Origin of the sequence: Nocardia ninae NBRC 108245 (assembly GCF_007990755.1) — a bacterium.
Taxonomy (GTDB): Bacteria; Actinomycetota; Actinomycetes; order Mycobacteriales; family Mycobacteriaceae; genus Nocardia; species Nocardia ninae.
On the sequence record NZ_BJXA01000041.1, the window covers coordinates 45,189 to 65,798 of the forward strand.

20 protein-coding genes are annotated in these 20,610 nt (G+C 63.7%); 8 read left to right on the forward strand and 12 right to left on the reverse strand.

Annotated features, from left to right (window positions below):
- Positions 1–101 precede the first annotated feature (101 nt).
- Both NN4_RS26155 and NN4_RS26160 read left to right on the forward strand, forming a co-directional pair.
- Positions 102–3,497 carry a DEAD/DEAH box helicase family protein gene (locus NN4_RS26155; protein WP_246181083.1) on the forward strand — a complete coding sequence of 1,132 codons (3,396 nt, stop codon included), beginning with the start codon at positions 102–104 and terminating at the stop codon, positions 3,495–3,497.
- 207 nt (positions 3,498–3,704) lie between these two features.
- Entirely contained in the window at positions 3,705–5,552 is a 1,848-nt protein-coding gene (locus NN4_RS26160) for a DUF262 domain-containing protein (RefSeq protein ID WP_147136667.1), read from the forward strand.
- Between the two features lie 222 nt (positions 5,553–5,774).
- On the opposite strand, the gene NN4_RS26165 is transcribed toward NN4_RS26160, so the two are convergent.
- Genes NN4_RS26165 through NN4_RS26185 form a run of 5 tightly spaced genes read right to left on the reverse strand, consistent with a single transcriptional unit; the run spans position 5,775 to position 8,626 of the window.
- Positions 5,775–6,242, reverse strand: coding sequence for a hypothetical protein (locus tag NN4_RS26165; RefSeq protein WP_147136671.1), 468 nt, complete (start codon positions 6,240–6,242; stop codon positions 5,775–5,777).
- Between the two features lie 32 nt (positions 6,243–6,274).
- Positions 6,275–7,207 (reverse strand): lytic transglycosylase domain-containing protein, encoded by a 933-nt coding sequence (locus tag NN4_RS26170; RefSeq protein WP_147136674.1) that lies wholly within the window; start codon positions 7,205–7,207, stop codon positions 6,275–6,277.
- A gap of 50 nt (positions 7,208–7,257) precedes the next feature.
- Positions 7,258–7,893, reverse strand: coding sequence for a hypothetical protein (locus NN4_RS26175; protein WP_147136677.1), 636 nt, complete (start codon positions 7,891–7,893; stop codon positions 7,258–7,260).
- On the reverse strand, positions 7,830–8,297 hold the full coding sequence (locus NN4_RS26180; protein WP_147136680.1) for a WXG100 family type VII secretion target: 468 nt from the start codon (positions 8,295–8,297) through the stop codon (positions 7,830–7,832). Before NN4_RS26180 ends, NN4_RS26175 begins: the two co-directional genes overlap by 64 nt.
- Positions 8,294–8,626 carry a WXG100 family type VII secretion target gene (locus NN4_RS26185; RefSeq protein WP_147136683.1) on the reverse strand — a complete coding sequence of 111 codons (333 nt, stop codon included), beginning with the start codon at positions 8,624–8,626 and terminating at the stop codon, positions 8,294–8,296. Before NN4_RS26185 ends, NN4_RS26180 begins: the two co-directional genes overlap by 4 nt.
- 273 nt (positions 8,627–8,899) lie before the next feature.
- Here NN4_RS26185 and NN4_RS26190 point away from each other — a divergent pair, with 273 nt between their 5' ends.
- Positions 8,900–9,370, forward strand: coding sequence for a GntR family transcriptional regulator (locus NN4_RS26190; RefSeq protein WP_147136686.1), 471 nt, complete (start codon positions 8,900–8,902; stop codon positions 9,368–9,370).
- Positions 9,371–9,419: 49 nt separating this feature from the next.
- Entirely contained in the window at positions 9,420–9,917 is a 498-nt protein-coding gene (locus tag NN4_RS26195; RefSeq protein WP_147136690.1) for an HIT family protein, read from the forward strand.
- Positions 9,918–9,922: 5 nt separating this feature from the next.
- On the opposite strand, the gene NN4_RS26200 is transcribed toward NN4_RS26195, so the two are convergent.
- The gene (locus NN4_RS26200; protein WP_246181084.1) at positions 9,923–11,086 is read right to left on the reverse strand and encodes an MFS transporter; all 1,164 of its coding nucleotides are present in this window, start codon (positions 11,084–11,086) and stop codon (positions 9,923–9,925) included.
- A gap of 55 nt (positions 11,087–11,141) precedes the next feature.
- On the opposite strand from NN4_RS26200, the gene NN4_RS26205 reads away from it, so the two are divergent.
- The gene (locus tag NN4_RS26205) at positions 11,142–11,876 is read left to right on the forward strand and encodes an AraC family transcriptional regulator (RefSeq protein ID WP_147136697.1); all 735 of its coding nucleotides are present in this window, start codon (positions 11,142–11,144) and stop codon (positions 11,874–11,876) included.
- Positions 11,877–11,964: 88 nt separating this feature from the next.
- On the opposite strand, the gene NN4_RS26210 is transcribed toward NN4_RS26205, so the two are convergent.
- Positions 11,965–12,981 (reverse strand): crotonase/enoyl-CoA hydratase family protein, encoded by a 1,017-nt coding sequence (locus NN4_RS26210; RefSeq protein ID WP_147136700.1) that lies wholly within the window; start codon positions 12,979–12,981, stop codon positions 11,965–11,967.
- 87 nt (positions 12,982–13,068) lie between these two features.
- Between NN4_RS26210 and NN4_RS26215 the strand changes: the two genes are divergently transcribed.
- Positions 13,069–14,703: an acyl-CoA dehydrogenase family protein gene (locus NN4_RS26215; RefSeq protein WP_147136703.1), complete on the forward strand. Its 1,635-nt coding sequence runs from the start codon at positions 13,069–13,071 to the stop codon at positions 14,701–14,703.
- Positions 14,704–14,719: 16 nt separating this feature from the next.
- On the opposite strand, the gene NN4_RS26220 is transcribed toward NN4_RS26215, so the two are convergent.
- From NN4_RS26220 to NN4_RS26230, 3 genes are all read right to left on the reverse strand, one after another.
- Complete coding sequence (locus NN4_RS26220; RefSeq protein WP_147136706.1) at positions 14,720–15,445, reverse strand: PaaX family transcriptional regulator C-terminal domain-containing protein; 726 nt, start codon at positions 15,443–15,445, stop codon at positions 14,720–14,722.
- Positions 15,446–15,612: 167 nt separating this feature from the next.
- Complete coding sequence (locus tag NN4_RS26225) at positions 15,613–15,945, reverse strand: histone-like nucleoid-structuring protein Lsr2 (RefSeq protein WP_147136709.1); 333 nt, start codon at positions 15,943–15,945, stop codon at positions 15,613–15,615.
- Between the two features lie 121 nt (positions 15,946–16,066).
- The gene (locus NN4_RS26230; RefSeq protein ID WP_147136712.1) at positions 16,067–16,939 is read right to left on the reverse strand and encodes a LysR family transcriptional regulator ArgP; all 873 of its coding nucleotides are present in this window, start codon (positions 16,937–16,939) and stop codon (positions 16,067–16,069) included.
- A 73-nt stretch (positions 16,940–17,012) separates the two neighbouring features.
- Here NN4_RS26230 and NN4_RS26235 point away from each other — a divergent pair, with 73 nt between their 5' ends.
- Together NN4_RS26235 and mbp1 are read left to right on the forward strand one after the other, a co-directional pair.
- Positions 17,013–17,645, forward strand: coding sequence for a LysE/ArgO family amino acid transporter (locus tag NN4_RS26235; protein WP_147136715.1), 633 nt, complete (start codon positions 17,013–17,015; stop codon positions 17,643–17,645).
- A gap of 239 nt (positions 17,646–17,884) precedes the next feature.
- A complete protein-coding gene (mbp1, locus tag NN4_RS26240) occupies positions 17,885–18,136 on the forward strand; it encodes a microaggregate-binding protein 1 (RefSeq protein WP_040733157.1) in 252 nt (83 codons plus the stop codon).
- A gap of 54 nt (positions 18,137–18,190) precedes the next feature.
- Here the strand turns inward: mbp1 and NN4_RS26245 are convergent, their stop codons facing one another.
- Complete coding sequence (locus NN4_RS26245) at positions 18,191–19,219, reverse strand: FAD-dependent oxidoreductase (RefSeq protein ID WP_147136718.1); 1,029 nt, start codon at positions 19,217–19,219, stop codon at positions 18,191–18,193.
- Positions 19,220–19,291: 72 nt separating this feature from the next.
- Positions 19,292–20,506, reverse strand: a complete 1,215-nt coding sequence (locus NN4_RS26250) for a lipase family protein (protein ID WP_147136758.1) — start codon at positions 20,504–20,506, stop codon at positions 19,292–19,294.
- Between the last annotated feature and the right edge of the window lie 104 nt (positions 20,507–20,610).

The window sequence follows — 20,610 nt, forward strand, 5'->3', positions numbered from 1 at the left end:
CACCATGAGCTGAAAGATCTTGTAAGGAGGGGCTTTTCATGACGATCGCCAGCAACTTCGCTTTCCTGCGAACCGAGTGGCCCGAGCTGTTCGATGAGGCGGTGCGGGCGGAGCGGCTGGCGGTGGCTGACCCGCGAGTGGCTTGCTTCTGGGCGCGACGGGGGCTCGAGCTGGCGGTGGATTGGCTGTTCCGGGCGGATGGGTTGTTGAAGCGGCCGTATCGGAACGAGCTGGCAGCGCTGATCAGTGAACCGACCTTGCGTCAGGTTGCGGGGGCGAAGATCTGCGCGAAGATGGATGTGATTCGGCGGCAAGGAAATATCGCCGTACATCGGCGCACGCCGGTGACGGCGCAGGACGCGATCACGACGGTCGCGGAACTATTTCAGGTCATGTTCTGGATAGCGCGCACGTATGCGCTTGATCCGGCACACAAGCCGACCGACGGGCTGGAATTCGACCAGGCGCTGGTTCCGAAGCCGGTCTCGGCAGAGGTGCGGCGGAAAAAGCAGGCCGAGATTCAGCAGATGGCGGCCGAGTTCGAGGCGCAGCGCAAGGCCCTGGCCGAGGCGCGGGCCAAGAGTAGGGAATACGAGGAGGAACTGGAGGGGCTGCGCGCCGAGGTGAAGGCGGCCAAGGCCGTGAACTCCGCGGTCGCGGATCACCACGATTACAACGAGGCGGAGACTCGTACGAACCTCATTGACATGATGTTGAAGGAGGCCGGGTGGACTCTCGATGGTGCGAACGATCGGGAGTACAAGGTTACGGGCATGCCGACCCCCAGCGGTGTCGGGCATGTGGATTACGTGCTGTGGGATGACAACGGCAAGCCGCTCGGTGTGGTCGAGGCCAAGCGCACCACCAAGAGTGTTGAGGCTGGCAAGCATCAGGCGCAGCTGTACGCGGACGCGCTGGAGAAGCAGCACGGGCAGCGGCCGATGATCTTCTATACCAACGGCTACGACACCGAGATCTGGGACGACACGTTCTATCCGTCGCGGCCGGTGTCGGGGTTCTACACCAAAGACCAACTGCGCATGTTGATTCAGCGTCGTGCGGGCCGGAAGCCGTTAGGTAGCACCAAGATCAATGAGGTGATCGCGGGGCGGCACTATCAAAGCCGGGCGATCCGGAGGATCGGCACGCATTTCGAGGAAGATAAGCAGCGGCAGGCGCTGCTGGTGATGGCGACCGGAACCGGTAAGACGCGCACCGTGATCGCGCTGGTCGATCAGCTCATCCGTGCGGGGTGGGTGAAGCGGGTGCTGTTCCTCGCAGATAGGCAGGTGCTGGTCAATCAGGCCGTCAACGCGTTCAAGGAGCATCTGCCAGGCGTGCCGACGGTGAATCTGCTGACGGAGAAGAAGACCGACGCCCGCGTCTACGTCTCAACGTATCCGACCATGCTGAATCTCATCAATGAGCTGGATGACAAGGAGGAGCGGCGTTTCGGGGCGGGCTACTTCGATCTGGTTATCATCGACGAGGCACACCGTTCGGTGTATCAGAAGTACGGCGCCATCTTCGATCACTTCGATTCGCTGTTGGTCGGTTTGACCGCGACGCCCAAGGACGAGATCGACCGCAACACCTACCGGCTGTTCGGGCTCGAGGACGGGGTGCCGACCGACTCCTATGACCTGGATCAGGCTGTCGCCGAGGGATATCTGGTGCCGCCGACCGCCATTTCTGTGCCACTGAAGTTTCAGCTGCACGGCATCAAGTACGACGACCTGTCGGAATCGGAGAAGGACAAGTGGGACGAGCTCGAATGGGATGACGACGCCGGCGTCCCCGAGGAGGTCCTAGCCGATGATTTGAACCGCTTCCTGTTCAATGCCGACACAGTCGACAAGATGTTGCAGGCGTTGATGGCAACCGGTGGCCGGGTCGACGAGGGGGAACGGCTCGGTAAGACGATCATCTTCGCGCGAAACCAGAAGCACGCGAAGCTCATCGTCGACCGCTTCGACGCGTTGTTCCCCGAGTTCAAGGGTGAGCACACGAAGCTGATCACCAATGAGGTCAGCCACGCGCAGTCGCTCATCGACCAGTTCGAAAAGCCCGACAGCGCACTGCGTATCGCTGTGTCGGTGGACATGCTGGACACCGGGCTCGACGTGCCGGCGGTGCTGAACCTGGTGTTCGCGAAGCTGGTGCGTTCCAAGACTAAGTACTGGCAGATGATTGGTCGCGGAACCCGCCTGTGCCCCAATCTCTTCGGCCCGAACAAGGACAAGGACACTTTCGGTGTCTTCGACCTGTGCCAGAACATCGAATACTTCAACCAGGACATCGCCACCGCGGAGGCTCGGGTACAGCCGTCCATGAGTCAGCGGTTGTTCAATGCTCGCGTCGACCTGCTCGCCTATCTCGACGAACTGCAGCAACCAGGCCCGCGTCCCGCCGAGATCGGCGAGAATGATCCGGCGTCGAATCGAGACCTGCGCTGGCTGGTGGCCGACCGGTTGCATGTCGAAGTGGCGAGCATGAACCCACAGAATGTGGAAGTTCGCCAAAAGCTGCGCCAGGTGGAGGAGTTCAGCGAACCGGCACGGTGGGACGTGCAGTTCACTTCGGGTGTGCGCGTTAACTTGGCCCAGATCTCCGGTCTGCCAACTGAATTCAAGGAGCCGGAGAACAGCCCGGAGGCCAAGCGGTTCGACTATCTGGTGTTGCGGTTGCAATTAGCGATGCTGACCGCCGAACCGGGCTTCGCGAAACTGCGTGAGCAGGTGCAGGAAATCGCCTCCTACCTACTGGACCCCACCTTGCAGAGCCTTGCTGCCATCAAGGCACAGTACGAGCTCATCGAGGACGTGGCTGGTGACTCCTGGTGGGAGGACGTCACGCTGCCAATGCTGGAAACCATGCGTCGTCGACTACGCGGCCTGGTGAAGAGTATTCGCCCCAAGGGCGGCCAAAATCCGCTCTACACCGACTTCGAAGACGAGCTTGGTGAGATCATCGTGACCGAGATCAAGGGCGTGCACGGCGGCGGGAAGGGCATGGCGCGCTTTGAATCCAAGGTCCGCACCTATCTGCGCAGCCACGAGGACCTGGTCGCCGTGCAGAAGATCCTGCGCAACCGCGCGATCACCTCCGAGGATCTGGAACAGCTCAAGGGCATCTTCCTCGCCAACCGCTTTGGCACGGAAGCCGAGATCGAGGAAGCCAAACAGCAGCACGGCGGACTCGGGCTCTTCCTGCGCAAGCTCACCGGCCTCGAGCGTGAAGCCGCATCCGAGGCGTTCGACGAGTTCCAGTCCGGCAAGAACCTCTCTGCCAACCAGTTGCATTTCCTCAACATGCTTGTCGAGGTCGTTGCCCGGAACGGCATCGTCGAGGTGAAGGATTTGTGGAAGCAACCATTCCGGGCGCTGGCCCCGACCGGCCCGGAAGAGTTGTTCACCAGCGACGAGGTCGCGGACCTTGTTGCGATCGTGAAGAATTTCCGTACGACAGCAGTACCTTCTGATGCGCACGCCTCCTAGACGGAGTTCCTTGAGGACTGATTCGGAGGTATGGATAACAACTCCCTGAGTGGCGCAATGCGTTCCACGATCGCCGCGTAGGATCTCCGAGTGGCATCGGCATAGGGGGGGAACAGTTGGCGCGATGGTGCCTCGCCACACAACGCATTTCAGCGCGTCGACTGTCGAGGGTCTCAGGTTCGATATCGAAATCGCAGGGAGCGCAGGGTGATCGAGAACGACCGCAGCATCGATGGAGTCGCGAAGACCGTCGCCGAGATCCTCGAGAAGAAGAAGTACGCCATCGACTACTACCAGCGCGAGTACAAATGGGAGTCCAAACAGCTCGCCGAGCTCGTCGCGGACCTTACGACGAAGTTCTCCGACTTGTACGACAGCACCCATGTACGCAAGGACGTCGCTGGCTACCCGGGCTACTACCTCGGTTCGATTATCGTGTCACAGAAGGGAAGTCAGCCCTTCATCGTGGATGGCCAGCAGCGCGTGACCAGCCTGACTTTATTGCTCACATTCCTTCGCCGCCTGCAACAGGGGCGTGACGACGCGGTCGAGATCGACAACCTGATCTTCTCGGAGAAGTTCGGTGAGAAGTCCTTCAATCTTGATGTCCACGACCGGGCCGCGTGTATGGAGGCCCTGTTCGAGAACGGCGTTTACGAGCCGCCGACGGACGCTGTGGAATCCGTACACACCCTCGTGAACCGGTACAACGAACTCGACGCGCTTTTTCCCGACGAGTTGCGAAGTACGGCACTGCCGTTCTTCATCGATTGGCTCAAGGATCGGGTCCAGCTCGTCCAGATCACCGCGTACACCGACGATGACGCCTATGCGATTTTCGAAACGATGAACGATCGTGGTCTCAAACTGACGCCGGCGGACATGCTCAAGGGCTATCTGTTGGCGAACATGAGGGACGGTGAGGCGCGTACGAAGGCGAACGACATCTGGCGCAAGCGACTGCGAGATCTGGACGAGCAGGCAGACGACGGTGGGTCGGATTTCGTCAAGACATGGCTGCGTAGTCAGTACTCCACCAAAATTCGCGAGCGCAGGAAGGGCGCCCGTCCGGAGGACTGGGACCGTATCGGCACCGAATTTCATCGCTGGCTCCGCAGCGATCACGAACGTATAGGGCTCAGGGCACATCAGGACTACTACGACTTCATAACTCGCGACTTCGACTTCTTCAGCTGGCAATACCAGCAAATTCTCGAAGCCGCCTCCGGTCAGCTCGTGTCCGACAGCGCGCTGCGATTCATCCGGTACAACGCGGATTTGGGCTTCACTCTCCAGGATCAGTTGCTGCTCGCGCCTCTGCGAGTCGGCGACGATCGGCCGACAATCGAACGCAAGCTGGAGATAGTGGGGCGTTACATCGACATTCTGCTGTACTGGCGCATCTGGAATTTCCGATCCACCGCGTACTCCACCATGCAATACGCCATGTTTAACGTCATGCGAGATATCCGGGGGCTCGACGTCGAATCGCTGGCCGAGACGCTGTACAATCAGTTGAAGGGCATCCGCGAGACCTTCGACAGCAACGACGACTTGTACGTCCACCAGCAGAACCGCGGGCAGCTCCACAAGCTTCTTGCCCGAATCACCGATTACATAACCGTCGAATCGGGTTCGGCTCCGAACTATGTCGAACTGATCAACGGCACCAAGGTGCGCTATGAGGTCGAGCACATCTGGGCAAACCACCCCGAACGCCACATCGAGGAATTCACTCACGAGACTGAGTTCTACGGGCACCGCAACCGGATCGGCGACCTCGTTCTCCTCCCAAAACAGTTCAACGCGAGCTACGGTGATGCGCCGTACGAGGAGAAACTGCCCCACTATTTCGGCCAGAATTTGTTGGCGGCCAGCCTGAATCCACTGAGCTACGAGAAGAACCCCGGCTTCATCACCTTCGCCGGGAGTAGCGGGCTGCCCTTCAAACCCTGCGAGGAATTCAAGGCCTCCGACATCCTCGAACGAGGCTACCTGTACCGAGACATCGCGAAGAGGATCTGGAACCCAGAGGATCTCATCGTGCCTGCGTAATAACAGGCGGCATCGGCGCGGCAGCGACGGACGGCGCATGACATCGTTCCGGTTGCGTGGCACGCGGTAGACCCCGTAGAACTGCAACCTTGCGAATGGTGTTGTACGCCGCAGGGGGTCAGAAAGGAGCGGGGATGATCACATTACTCTGTCGGGCGCGTATTCCACAGAACATACCGCTGGGTAGACCAGGTTCTTCGGAAGGTCATTCCTCGCAGGCGCTCATCCATCACCGCAGGTAACTTGAAACCTGAAAACATTCATGGTTCCATCCTTCATGCCCGTAGTCTGCGCCTCGGTCAGTTTCCATGAAGCGCCGCGATTGTCGAGCACTTTGTATATGGAAACATGGCAGTTGTCCGCAGCATCTCCGTAAGCTACCCACTCTTCGACCGGAAGAATGGCGGCAGGTTGGCTCGGCGGCGGACTGGTGGTCTGTTTGGCGGAGCGCGGCAATCGGGGCTGCAGTCCCGGCCCCGTGACGATTGCTTTGATGTCCTGCACCGGCGATCCCACGAATACTGCTTCCGCCCATGGGCCGGCGTCAGCGGTATCCGCTTTCTGGGTCACCTTCGTGAAGCCGGGCACGCTTAGCTGGTTCAAGCAGCGCTCGGCGTCATTGGGCCTGGTCAGCCAGGAGGCAATGCCCCAGATGGCGGCTCCGAGCAGCACGAGGCCGACGACGAGCATCGCGACTCGTTTCGAGGGGGTCCGTGTCCAGCTTATTTGCATGTGTACATCCCGCTGAGCAACTGCTGCGCCTTGTCGAGCGCAGTATTCGTCATCCGAACATACCCTTGTACCACTGGGCCGAGGTCGCCTGCCTCGAAATAGTCGGGAATATTTCGCTCAGCGTTGTATCCGGCGGCTAGGAATTGGTCGAGTGTGTACTTTTCCTTCAGCTCGTCCGGTACTTCGCCTGCGTACTGGTCTTGAATTCGCTTGAGATTGTATGTGGCAGCCATGATCGCAAGATCGGGGTCGTCCTTCAGGTCGGACCAGTTCTTGCCTGCGAACTCGGCCGGAAATTTGCTCTTGAGCTCGTTGAAAGTGTATTCCTTCATATTGGTCAACCCTAGGGAGTTCGGCCGTATGAGATTCCCTCCCTCGCGAATGAAGACGTCGTACGCGTAACTCATTTCTCTCTCGATGAACGAGTCGGATCGATATCCGCCTTCGTTGTACACGATGGCCAGAACCAGACGGGGATCTATGCCTGCGGTGTTTCCATATTTCACTGCCGATCCCACCCACGGCCGCACATCTGGATCGATCTTCTCCAATTCGCTTTCGCAATTCGGATTCAAGCTGCACTTGACCGGCTCGGCAGAATAGGAGTCCAGTCGGACGATCGCGTCATCGCGTAGCCCGGCGATCTCGATGAGTCTCGTCTTGATGCCAAGTCCGTCCATGCCTTCGAAGGTAGCCTTGCGCAGCAGTGTGAAGAGTGGGTGAGTGTTGATGGTGTCTTGGTACACGGCCGCAGCGGCGACGACTTCGCTGTCGGACGCTTCGCTTTGGGGCATGACATTGACCCCCATCGAGCGCACTGTGGCTTTCGCGCCCAGATCGGGGAACGCCCGTGAGGTCGCATTGATGATCTGAGTGCGCAGATCGGCGAGAGCGTCGTGATGGTTGGTGGTGGCGCTGGCCAAGCCTGCAGTTGCGGCGGCTATTGCGCTGGCGCCTGTCTTCAGCGCGCCGATCAGATCGCGGATTCGGGCACATCCGGTGCTTGGAGCCTATCGAATGGCGCCGCGATGGTGTTCAGCCTTGTGTTGGCCTCGGCGACGGCGGGATGCTGAGCAAAGGCCCGCCAGCCTGATCCTGCACGATTCAATGTCTCAGTGTTTCCGTCCGGTATTTCCACGGCCATGGTCGTCAACGTCGACAGCAACAGAAGCTCTGCGCTGTCCGGCCAGAATGTCAGTCGGGCTTCGCTGGGGCTAGAGGTTCCTGGGCCCGGAATCGGCGGAATCCCGGTCGTACCGAGCGATGGTGCCGCCGTCACAGCTGGCTTCACCGGCGCCGCGCCTTTGTTGGGGTCCCGGTTGGCGTTGTAGTTCGCGGTTTGCCAGTTGTGTCCGGCGAGGTGGAGTACGTCTCCGAGCTGCTGCGTTGCGCCCGCGTAGGCGGTGATGGTGGCGAGCAGGTCAGCAGTGTGTTGCTTGTAAGCTGTGTTCCAGTTGACCACTGCGGGATAGTGGCCGCCCGTGCCGAAGGTGTCCTTCAGCGCGGGTGTCATTGTCTCTGTTACGGCGGACACCAAATCGGTCGTCAGTTCGAACAACCCTTTGGCCGCGCTGTAGTAGGCGTTGGGGTCAATCGTGATCGGTGCCACTGAACGCCCGCCTTTCTGATGTCGATGCGTGGCCGTGGAGGCGCGCCCGCAGTGGGCTTCGTGGACATGACGGCCGCCACCTGACCGCTACTGCGGGCATGCCTGCTATTTCCCCGCAGCATGTTCAAATTCAGCGCCATTGCTTCGGTGTAGTGACCGTGTGCGCGTTTTGCGGCATCGCTCATATCGCTGACTCCGTCGACGAACTCTAGTGCGCCGGTCGCCCACTGGCGGTGGGCCTCGGTATAAGCCGCCGCGGCGATGCCGTCCCAGCTTCCGGCGTCCAAGTCTGCGACCTTGCGCTCGAGTTCGGCGAGGTGGTCGCGCAAGAACCCGGCGAGTCCCGACAGCCGTGCTACGAGCTGATCGAGGTGATCGAGATCGACGTGGAATTCGTCGGTCACAGGTTCAGGCTCGACGTTCGTGACGCGGCCGCGGTGTCCTGAGCCTGATAGTTCTCGGCGCTTACACCGAGCTTGTCTGCCATGACCGCCAATGCGTCAACTATCTTGCCGCCGCCATCGCGGGATTCCCGCCACCCTTCGGCGAAAGCTGTTGCCGCGGTATCGCTCCAGCCGCTGGACGTCAGTTCGTCTACCTCACGCCCGGCGGAGTCCAGCGCCGATCGAAATGTCTGTGCCAGGCTGTAGACGTAGCGACCGATCGCCCGTACCTCGTCGGGTACGACGGACGGCTCTCCACTGATATTCGGAGTCCCCCCACTCTCACTCATGCGACACGATTCTATCGGCGCCCGATGCGATGTCCAAGGTCGCTTAGCCGCTGGATGTTGTCCCGTATGGACCAGGTGCTGTGATCCAGCACCACTGACTCCACCTGCGTCCGCCCGATGACCTTCCGACGCATTGTTAGCTGCCGCTGAACAAGCTGTTCTCCTCACCTTCAGGAACCGTTGAAACACAACAGGTTCCATCGGCGACCTCCGCGTGATCCGATTCGCCGCCGTACCCTCGAACGGAGCGACCGCAGATGAAGGGATCGAGCGATGGCCGAACCGGCTTACGTCACCATCGCGGACGACTATGCGCGGCGGATCCGGAACAGAACCCTTGCCGGCGGCACACAGCTGCCTAGTCACGCGGAACTGGCTGAGCGGCATGGTGTGTCGCGGTCGGTGATCCGGCAGGCCATTCAGCTGTTGGCTACTCGGCAACTTGTGCGCACCGTGCCACGGCGCGGGACATTCGTCATCGATCAATCGCCGGTGGCTCAACCCGAGAGTCCTACGGTCGACGATGACGTCGACGAGATTCGTGCCGTGGCGCACCCGATCCGCCGAGCGCAACTGGCCGCCAACCTGATCACCCACTACCAACTCCGTATCGCCGAGCTTTCCGGCATCCGCCAGACCGCCATCGAAGACGCCCACGACCACGGCATGAGCATCGCCGACATCGGCGAACACCTCGGTCTGGCGAACGGTCGCATCGGCGGGCTGGGGCGAATGGACGCCTAACGACCAGTTCCCCCTGTGTTCCCGAGCGACGGCGGCAAGAATCATCGGGATGGAGCGAGTTCCTTTCGATGTTGACGAATACGTGCGCCGGGTGCAGTCGAGCCCCTGTTTCATCTGCGCGATGGTGGCCGGCGAGCACGACTCCGACCTGGAGCAGGTCGTCGTGGAGGACGATGAGAACCTCGTGTTCCTCCCGCGCTATCCGTTGCTGGACGGCTATGTGCTCGTGGCGCCGAAGGCGCATCGCGAACATGTGGTGCGTGACTTGCCCGAGGATGTCTATCTCCGGTTGATGTCGCTGGTCTATCGGGTCGCCCGCGCGGTGGAGATGGTGGTGCCGACGGAGCGCACCTACCTGCTGAGTCTTGGTAGCCAGCAGGGCAATTCGCATCTGCACTGGCATATCGCGCCGCTCCCACCGGGCGTCCCGTATCGCGAGCAACAGTTGCACGCGCTGATGTCGGAGAACGGAGTGCTGCCGTGGTCACTCGCGCAAGCAATCGAGATGGCCGGGAAACTGCGGTCGGCGTTGGCCGAGCTCTCGTGAAACTGTCAATCGCGATGGGCGGGTTGGGGGAGGAGTAGGGCCAGGGCAACCGCGAGGACAGGAACGAAACACAGAGCCGTCAGGACTGCTTGTGGCCCTCGGTGATCGGCGAGCATGCCGAGCAGCGGCACGAACAGTCCGCCGGCGCTGACCGCTAGGCCGAGGGTGACGCCGACGGCGGTGCCGGGGCGGTTCGGTAGGTAGTCTTGGCTTAGTTTGACGAGCACTGCGAAGGGGATGTTCACCGTGATGCCGGTGAGCGCGGCCAGGGCTAGGCCCAGGAGCGGGCTAGGCATTAGACGTAACGCGATCAGCGCGGGGATGGCTGCGACACTGCCGATTTGGATGGTGCGCAGCGTGCCGATGCGGTCGGCGATACGGCCGCCCAGCAGTGTGCCTGCCACGCCTCCGGCCATGAACGCTGTCAGGGCGGCGCCGCCGAGTGCGCGTGAGCCTCCGAGGGTGTTGATCCAGTACAGCGCGAGGAAGGTGCTGAGGCCGAAGGAGATGATGGCGCGGACGACGGCGACGGCGGTGAGCACGAGGAACGGAATCCACCGGTCGTGGCCGTCGGTCGAAGTCGGGTCGATCGAGCCGACGGCTTGCCGCAGTTGGTGCCGCCACAGCAGGAAACCCAGCAAAACCGCTGGGGGAATGAAGAATGCGGTGGCGCCGACGCCGTAGGAAACGAGCGCCGGTGTGGCGAGTGCGGGGGCCAAGAAGAATCCGACGCTGCCACCGGCGGCGAACAAACTCATAGCTGACGCGCTGTTTCCCGCGTCCCGACGGGCATCCCGGCCTGCCGACGGGTGGAACGCGGCAACGCCGATCCCGGAGAGCAGCAACAAGATCCACACCATGGGGTAGGTCGGTGCCAGCCCGGACAATCCGGCGCCGAGTCCGGCCACTGCCACCCCGGCGGGCGCAAGCCAGAGCAACCGCCACCGATCGGCGAGCAGGCCGAGCACCGGCTGGGGGAGCGAACTCCCCAACGCCGCGGCGAGCGCCAGTCCCGACGCGGCGACATAACTGTAGTTCCGCTCCAGCACGAAGAACGGAATGCTCGCGGGCACCAAACCTTGATAGAAGTCGTCGACCGCGTGGGCAATCACCCAGTACCGCATGCGTTTCCATGCAGACCTCACCATCACAACATCTGTGCTCGCCATGTCCGGCAGCCTATGGACGGCGGGCACCAGCAGGATTCCGATAAACTGCCTGATTATGTCGATCTTCCGCCAGGACACCACGGTGGCGAAGACGCTGACCGGCGGAGCGCGCATCGATCGGCATCGGCATGCCGAGCATCAGGTGGTCTATCCGAGCTCCGGTGTGGCCGAGGTCCGCACCGACGCGGGCAGCTGGATCGCCCCGGCGGACCGCGCGATCTGGATCCCCGCGGGCAGCTGGCACGAACACCACTTCTACGGCCCGACGCGCTTCCACACGGTGGGCTTCCCGCGTGAGCTGGCCCCCGACTGGACATCCCCGGCGGTGCTCGCGGCACTGCCGCTGGTCCGCGAGCTCATCATCACCTGCTCGACGGCCCAGGTCCTGCCCGATGCCGAACTGATCCGGCTGCGCCAGGTCCTGCTCGATCAACTGCGCCGCAGCCCCGAACAACCGTTGCGGCTGCCGGCCGCTCGCGACGAGCGACTCCGAAAGGCTTGCGCGCTGGTCGAATCCGACCTCACCGAGGTGTGGACACTGGCCGGACTAGGCCGCCGGGTCGGTGCCGGCGAACGGACACTGACCCGCCTGTTCCGCACCGAATTCGCAATGACCTACCCGCAGTGGCGCACTCAGCTACGGCTGCACCACGCCGTGCAACTACTCGCCGAGCAAGTACCGGTCACCACGGTCGCGTATCGGTGCGGCTGGTCATCGGCCAGTGCGTTCATCGAGGTCTACCGCCGCACACTCGGCCACACTCCGGGCGCGAGCCGAGGCTTGAAGTAGGCCACCGAAAGTGGTTGCACTGCGAGCGAATCCCGAGAGGCTCGCCGCCCGATCGAAACCCGCCGCGTGCTCACCCGCGACAAGACCACTACTTCTCGAACTGCGCCCGCTTCCAGTCCCCGTACGGCTCGTCCCGCTCACGCACAGCCTCCCGGAAACCCTCAGTGGCCGAACGTAATTGAAAGGCATAACCCTCACGAGTATGCCGGGAAATCCCGTCGAAAACCGTGCTGATCATCCCCGAATTGGCCACGCCCTGGGCAAGCAACGCACTGTTGAGCGCCAACTTCGCCATCATCAGCTGATTGATCGGCATCCGCGCGATCCGTTCGAGCAACGCCTCGGTGCGCTCATCGAGTTCGTCGGCCGGGACGGATTCGACTGCGAGGCCCCATTCCTCGGCCTGCTTACCGGACAAACAGTCACCGGTGAACAGCAGCCTTTTGGCACGCTGATCACCGAGGCGGTGCGCCCACATCCCCGCGGCCGGGATGCCCCACACGCGGGTGGGCGGATACCCGATCTTGGTGTCGTCGGCACAGATGATCTGGTCGGCATAGAGCGCAATATCGGTGCCGCCCGCGACGGCGAAGCCATGCAGTTTGGCGACGGTCGGCTTATTGGCGTGCAGCAGACTGGCGAAACCGCGGTTGAACCGACTCATCATCGCGTAGTCGACCATGGGATCCCAAGTGCCCCAAGGATTGTGGTTGCGCGCCTGGACCATCGGATCCAGCACGGTACCGGTGGTGGAGTCCGCGTCGTCGCCCTGGAATCCGCTCTCCGCGAAGAGCGATAGGTCGTATCCACCACAGAAACCCTTGCCGCGCCCGGAAACCACCATGACGTGCACCCGCGGGTCGAGGTCGGCCCGCTCGACCGCGTGCGCGAGCTCGATCGGAGTGTCGGAGGTGATGGCGTTGCCGTGCTCGGGCCGGTTGAAGGTTATTCGCGCGATCCGGCCGGTGACCTCGTAGGTCAGGGTGCGATAGCTGAGGTCGGTGGGCGGCAGCTCGCGGTCGGCCCATGGCGAATCGGGGGCTTCGGTGAGTCCCTCGTACCAGGCGGCCGGACGGGTCCCGGAATGGTTCTCGAAGTCTGACAAGGGGGTTTCCTGACTACATCGGCGCGAACAACTTCACCTGATATTACATACTTGTGTCAATTGACGAAACACTGTAATACTGATTTCATGCCCACCCACGCGGTTACGAACCAGGTTCCTCCGCTCGTCGACTACGACGCCGCCGAGCAGCCGGTGCTGCTCGAGGCGCTGCACCGCGCGGGCGCCGAGCACGCGCTCGACGAGCTGCACGAGATCGGACGGCTGGCGGGCAGCGCCGAAGCCCTCGAGCTCGGTGACCTCGCCGAGACACACCAACCGGTACTGAAGACACACGATCGTTATGGCAACCGCGTCGACGAGGTCGTCTACGACCCGAGTTATCACCGATTGATGACCTACGCGGTCGGCTTCGGATTGCACGGCGCGGTGTGGGCGGACACCCGGCCGAACCCGCACTTGACCCGGGCCGCGAAATTGAGCGTGTGGGGCCCGGTCGACGCCGGGCACGGCTGCCCGATCTCGATGACCTACGCCGTGGTCCCCGCTTTGCGCGCCGCTCCCGAACTGGCCGCTCAGTACGAACCTTTGCTGTGCGCAAAGGAATACGACCCGGTCCTGCGTGCGCCGCTGTCCAAGCGCGGTCTGATCGCCGGAATGTCGATGACGGAAAAGCAAGGCGGCTCGGACGTTCGGGCGAATACCACCGCCGCCACCCCGATGTCGGACGGCAGCTACAGGATCACTGGTCACAAGTGGTTCACCTCCGCACCGATGTCGGATGTGTTCTTGGTGCTCGCGCAGGCACCGGGCGGGCTTTCCTGCTTCTTCGTCCCGCGCGTACTGCCTGACGGCACCCGCAATACCTTTGCGCTGCAACGGCTCAAGGACAAGCTGGGCAATCACTCCAATGCCAGCAGCGAGGTCGAATACGACAACACCGTCGGCTGGCTGGTCGGTGACGAAGGGCGGGGTGTGCCGACGATCATCGAGATGGTCAACCTGACCCGCCTGGACTGCACTATCGGCACCGCCACCGCGATGCGCACCGGGGTCGCCGCGGCCGCGCATCATGCCGCGCACCGCAGCGCGTTCGGCGCGACGCTGGCCGATCAACCGCTGATGCGTAATGTGCTGGCCGATCTCGCGATCGAGGCGGAGGCGGCGACCACGGTCGCGCTGTGGCTGGCCGACCTCACCGATCGCGCGACGGCCGGCGAGGACGGCGCCGACCAGTTGCGCCGGATCGCGTTGGCGGTGAGCAAATACTATGTGTGCAAACGCGGCCCGATCCACGCCGCCGAAGCGCTGGAATGCTTGGGCGGCAACGGATATGTCGAAGAATCGCGGATGCCGCGGTTGTATCGGGAAGCCCCGTTGATGTCTGTCTGGGAAGGGTCGGGCAATGTCGCCGCACTCGACACTCTGCGTGCGATGGCCAAACAACCGGAAACCCTCGGCGCCTTTTTCGACGAGGTCAAACGCGCGGCGGGCGCCGATGCGCACCTCGACGCCGCAATCACCCGGCTGGAGGGTCAATTCGGCGACTTCGACACCATCCAGCATCGCGCCCGCCGCATCGTCGGCGATATGGCGCAGGTACTCCAGGCGTCACTGCTTGTTCGCTTCGGTCATCCGGCCGTCGCGGATGCCTTCTCCGTCAGCAGGCTCGGCGGTGAGCACGGCGATGTTTTCGGTACCTTGCCCACCGGTATCGACAGCGCGGCGATCATTCAGCGTGCCACGCCCAAGACCAGCCGCTGAAACCGGCTGGGAGTTTTCAAGCGTCCGATGTGACGAGCAGGTGTTCGGCGAATGCCATGAATTCGGTACGGAACGCCGCGTATTCGGCGCGTAGCGCCGACCCCGGCCAGCCGGCGGGGAGCAGCGGATCGGGCAGCAAGGGATCGTCGAGAATATGCCGCACCGCCGCTGCCGCCACCTCGAACCGCTCGCGCAGCGACGACGAACTCGCGAACTCGCCCAGCAACCGCTGCGCGTCGTGTGCCCAAAGCCGTGGTGCGAAAAGGGTTTCCGTCAGCGCGACCGGTGAATCCTCGGGCGTCGCGGTGAACACCGAAACCCGCCTGCCCGCATCCGGCCCGAGAACGATCTCGATGTTCGCGGGCCGGGTCCACACACCTTCGCGTAATTCGCCGAGTTTGCGGGCGCGCATGGTATCTCGAAACGCGGTCCGCGCGGGCGCGTCGTCACCGACGGCCGTCACGATCGCCAGATACCATTCGCCGTCCCAAGCCTTCACGACGGGACTCACCGCCGCGTCCTGCCTGCGCTGGCGTTCGATCAACCGGTCCGAGAGCCGATATACGCCGTTCGCGCGTTCCAGATCGCCCATGGCAACCATCCGGGTCAGCGCGACCCGCACGGCCGATTGTTGCAGGCCCAGTTCCTCGGCCACCGAAACGATCCAGCTGACCGGTGCTTCCGCCGGATGCGCGCCGAGCAACGCACTCAGAATCGCCGACCGAGCGGTCAGCTTTCGCATGCGCTTCGCCACACACCCCGTCCTCTCCGCGTCACCGTCGGCCGAACTCCGGCCGACGAACCCGAAATTCTACCGACGCGAGCGCCGGGACCGCCGAGCGACATCGCCGCCGGAACTCCCGTGAACTGGCGATGTGCTCCAGTCGAGGTCCGATTCCTCCGGTTTCGCTAGTTCGCGTTGTTATATGCCGCGACAATGTCGGCGGGGATCCGGCCGCGGGTCGATACGTTGTGCCCGTTCTTCCTGGCCCATTCCCGGATCGCCGCTGTTTGCTCGCGATCGGTCACGGAAGTCGCTTTACCGCTGCCTTTGCGCTTCGCCCGTCCGGTCTTGCGCGCTTTTTCCGCCCAGGGCTCCAGGGTCACCCGCAGCTTGCCCGCGTTCTTGGTGGACAGATCGATCTCGTAGGCCACGCCATCGATCGAAAATTGAACTGTTTCATTCGCTTTCGACTTGCCGTCGTAGTCGTCGACCAGGGTGACGGTGACTTTCTTGGCCATGGATGCGTCCTTTGCGTAGTCACGAGTAATTGCTCGAAATACTAATACCGTATCGCATCGAACTCGGCGAGGAGAAAAGTACTGTGCCGCACAAGTGCACGATCATCGCCGGGTGCGCTAGTCAGCGTAGCGATTCCGCCGCTGTCGCGGCTATCGAAGCGGCCACCGCGCTCAATGCCGGTGAGTCGAGCCGCCATTGCTGCCAGTACAGCGGGACATCGATGAATGCCGCGCCATCGATGGGCACCAGCTCGGTGGTCGGAAAATTGCGGGATTGCAGGTCCGGCAACATGCCCCAGCCCAATCCGAGCCGGACCGCCGCCAGGAAACCGGCCGAAGACGGAACGTAATGCCGCGGTGGATCGAGGGGTTGACGGCTGCGGCGGCGCAGGTGCCGGTCTTGCAGATCGTCTTTGCGATCGAAAAGCACCACCGGTGCCGTCGCATAAGCCTTGGCGGTCGCGCCGTCACCGAACCAGGTGCGCGCGAAGCGCGGTTCGGCCATCGGCCGGTAGCGCATCGCGCCGAGCCGTTCGACTTTGCAGCCCTGCACCGGTGCGGCGGTGGCGGTGATCGCCGCCATGACCGTGCCGTCGCGGAGCAGCCGGGTGGTGTGTTCCTCGTCCTCGCGGTGGATTTCGAAGCAGGCGCCGGCCGGCGCGGCGGCCAGCGCGGGCAGTACCCAGGTTTCCAGGGAATCGGCGTTGACCGCGATGGGCAGCCGGGCCGGCCGGTGCGCCTCGCCGAGCTCGCGGGCGGTGTCGACGGCGAGCAACTCGATCTGCCTGGCCAGCCGGAGCACCGCGAGCCCAGATTCGGTGGCGCGCACCGGTTTTGTGCGCTGTAGCAAGACACGGCCCGCCGCATCCTCCAGCGCTTTGATCCGTTGGCTCACTGCGGACGGCGTGATCCGCAGGCTCTTCGCCGCAGCGTCGAAGGTGCCCTCGGTGACCGCCGCGTTCAACGCGCGGAGCTGATCCAACTGGAGATCCATGTTAAGGAATCGTAATGGTAGTGCAGAAACTTTAGTTTGCCTGGAGATAATGTGCTGCTTAGCGTCGATGGATATGAACGTTTCCTCGGCGGCTGTGGCGGCCCTCTCCGGTCTCGGTGTCGGACTCTCGCTGATCGTGGCCATCGGCGCACAGAACGCCTTCGTGCTGCGTCAGGGGGTGCGCAGGCAGCACGTCTTCGCGGTGGTCGTGGTGTGCGCGCTGTCGGACGTCGTGCTGATCGCCGCAGGCGTCGCCGGATTCGGTGCGGTCGTGCACTCGGTGCCCGGGGTACTCACGGTGGTTCGGTATGCGGGCGCCGCGTTTCTGCTCGGCTACGCCGCCCTTGCGGCCCGCCGGGCGTTCGGTTCGGCGACGCTCGCCGCCGGATCGGCGGGCGCGACGGTCGCGCTCGGTGCCACCGTCGCCACCTGTCTCGCGCTGACCTGGCTGAACCCGCACGTCTATCTGGACACGGTGGTACTACTGGGTTCTATCGCGAGTACCTACGCCACCCCCGACCGCTGGTTTCTCGGCGCGGGCGCGATGCTCGGCAGCATCGTCTGGTTCACCGCCCTCGGTTACGGGGCTCGGCTGCTCGGCCCGCTGTTCGCCCGTCCGGTCGCCTGGCGGGTGCTGGATTCCGCTATCGCCGTGGTAATGACGCTGCTGGCCGCAGGACTGGTGCTGGCCGGGCCCTCGGCGTGACGGCGAAAACCGTTGACTCTTCATGCGGTGGGGCGGCTTCGAACGAAACCCGGCGTGTCACAGCCGAAGCCCGAATGTTGCCGGCACGCGACTTACGAGTGTTGTTCAGCGGGAACCCGGTTGGCTGCCGTGTCGGCGTGACGCGAGACACAGCCTGCACCGTGTCCGTAACCGATTGGAGCCGAGGGGGCCGGGTATGCGGCGAATGACCGCCCACACCCCTAGTTGGAGGAGTAGTCATGACCAAGCACGACAGCGGACCGCGCGAGGCCGTCGAGGGCGTCGTCGAAGATGTCAAGGGCAAGGCCAAGGAAGCCGCAGGCATCGTTACCGGGAACGAAGGCCTGAAGAGCGAGGGCCGCGCCCAGCAGGACAAGGCCGAGTCCGAGCGTGAGGCCGCCAAGAAGGAAGCCGAGGCCGAGAAGGCCCGCGCCGAGGCCAACCTCGACGAGGCCAAGCAGAGCGCCTACGAGAGTGGCAAGGATTCCTAGTCGCAACGTTTCTTCGGCGGCGTGGGGAAGATCCGTTGTTCCCACGCCGCCGATTTATGTTGCGCTGCGGAACATTTGAGCGGCCTTGGCCCGCTCGGCGAGAATTTCTCGCCGTCGCTCGGCCATCGCCGCGGCCGGTGAACCGCCACCGATGATGGCCTCGGCGAGCGCCGCCGCATCCTCGATGGCGTCGCGGGCGCCTACCCCCGCGGCCGGTGTGATCGCGTGGTCGGCATCGCCGCACAGAATCACCGGAGCCTGGGGTGTCCATGCGTCGGCGAGCGGCACGGTGCGCGCGTTGGAGACGTGCACGGTGCTGGTGGCAGCCAGCATGGCTTCGACGAGTCCTGGAATCGCGGTGTTGCCGAACAGAATTGGCTCCGCCCACCGGTCGATCGGCTGAGACCCGACCTCGGCCACCGGGAGCGGCGCCCGGGTGAGGCGAGTGAACCACAGCGATACCTCGCTGTTCCAGAAGTGCCCGAAGGTACTGACGGGTCTGCCGCCGTCGTCCAGGCGACGGTGGAAGTGCAGCACGGACGGTTCGCTGCTCGGCTGGATCGGCCGGTCGGTGATGCCGTAAACGACGATCTGACCGGCATATTCGGCCGCGCGCCCGGGTTCGAGGCGCCGGCGCGCGAGCGAATCGATGCCATCGGCGGCGATGACCACGTCATCCGCCGGAAGCGGATTTCCTCCGCTGAACAGTGCCCCGCCGGCGCCGTTCAGCTCGGTGACAGGAGTGTCGTAGTGGATGGCAGCCGTTGTGGCAGCGGCGAATTCGGTCAGTGCCCGCATGAGATCGGCGCGCAGATACATGCGGCGACCGGCGCCGGCGCCGCCGCGCACCACCCCGGCGCGATCGGCCGCGCGCAGCTCGGCCAGCGGATGGGACGTCGCGTGCAGCCGGTCGACCTCGACGCCCAACCGCGCCAACGCGGTATGTGCCCGATCATTCAGTGCCAGAAAGGCTCCCGCGCCGACCGCAGGTTGGCTCTCGTACACCGTGACGGGGTGGTTCGCGCGGGCCAGCGCGCCGGCCAGCAACGTGCCCGCGATGCCACCGCCGATGATCGTGACCATGCACCCACCTTAGGTCGCCCGACCCGGGTGCGGCGAAGTCCCGTACCCGGATCGAGCGAGCAGATAAGGCGATCAGCAGTCGGTCGGCGCCGGTACGCCCCGCAACCGATCGTCGAGCCACGCCATCGCGGCCGGTGCGCCGAGCACCGCGGTGGTCAGATGATCCGGGCTGGGAATCAGCTCCGATTCGACACGCACACCCGCCGCGCAGTACCGCCGCACCGTATTGTCGATCGAGGCCACCGGAATCAGCACGTCCTCCCGCGAACGCCATTGGTAGATAGGCATTGTCGGCACGCCCTCGTAGAGCTCCAGGCTGTTCTCCTCGAGCACGGCTCGGGCGCTCGGGTCCTCGGCCAGCGAGGTCGAACTGGCCACATCGAGGACGCTGCGACCGGCCCCGGCCGCGAGGATTTCGTTGGTGCAGCCGTTGGCGATCTGGTCGCGGATCGCCCGGCCGGTGGCGTTCAGGCTGTCGCTGATCGGCAGTCGCGTCGGGTACTCCCGCTCCAGTCCGATGGCCGCGGCGAAGGCCAGCCCGAATGCCGGATGCCTGGAGTAGCCGAGCCCCTCGGTCATTTTCACCAGGTTCATCGGCACGCCACCCTCGGCCGCGCCGACGATCTCGAGTTCCGGGGCGTAGGTAGGCGCGAGCGCGGCCGCCCAGCCTGTCGCCATGCCGCCGCCGGAGTAGCCGAACATCGCCACCGGGCTCTCGGCGACGCCGAGTTCGGCGACCTGACGAGCCGCCCGGATGCCGTCCAGCGTGATCATTCCGCCCAGTTTGGCCGCACCGTAGGCGCTGGTCGGCCCGAGATGGTCGGGCAGCGCCACCGACCAGCCGCGCAACAGCACCGCGTTGAGGGCGGGCGCCTCGCGCACGGCGAGATTCGGATCGGCCGTGTAGAGCACCCGGGAGACGGCGCACTGGGCGCCGAGGCCATTGATGATGTGCTGATAGGACAGCAGCGGCGCGCCCGGTACCTGGTCGGGCGGTGTCAGCACGGTAGTGGTGGCCGCGATCGGGTTGCCGGCCGAATTGGTGGACCGGAACTTGACCATCGTGACGGTGGTGCCGGGAAAGCCGAGCAACGGCGGCATCGGGCGGACACCGAGCACGTCGCCGGGTTTCGCCCGACCCAGGTCTGCGGGTGCGGCGTAGAAGGGATCCGGGTCCGGCACCGGGTAGATCGGTTGTGCCGCAGCGGTACCCGGCACGACGGCCACGTGGGCCACCGAAATCAACAGGGCAACAACAGCGAGCGCGGGGCGGATGTGTCCAAGCATGGCGATGAGCGACTCCCATTCATCACGACATTCACGGGGATTGTTGGGCATGTGGAAAGTCGAATAATCCGAAAATTAGCCGTGAATAATCCCCCGGCCGGTGT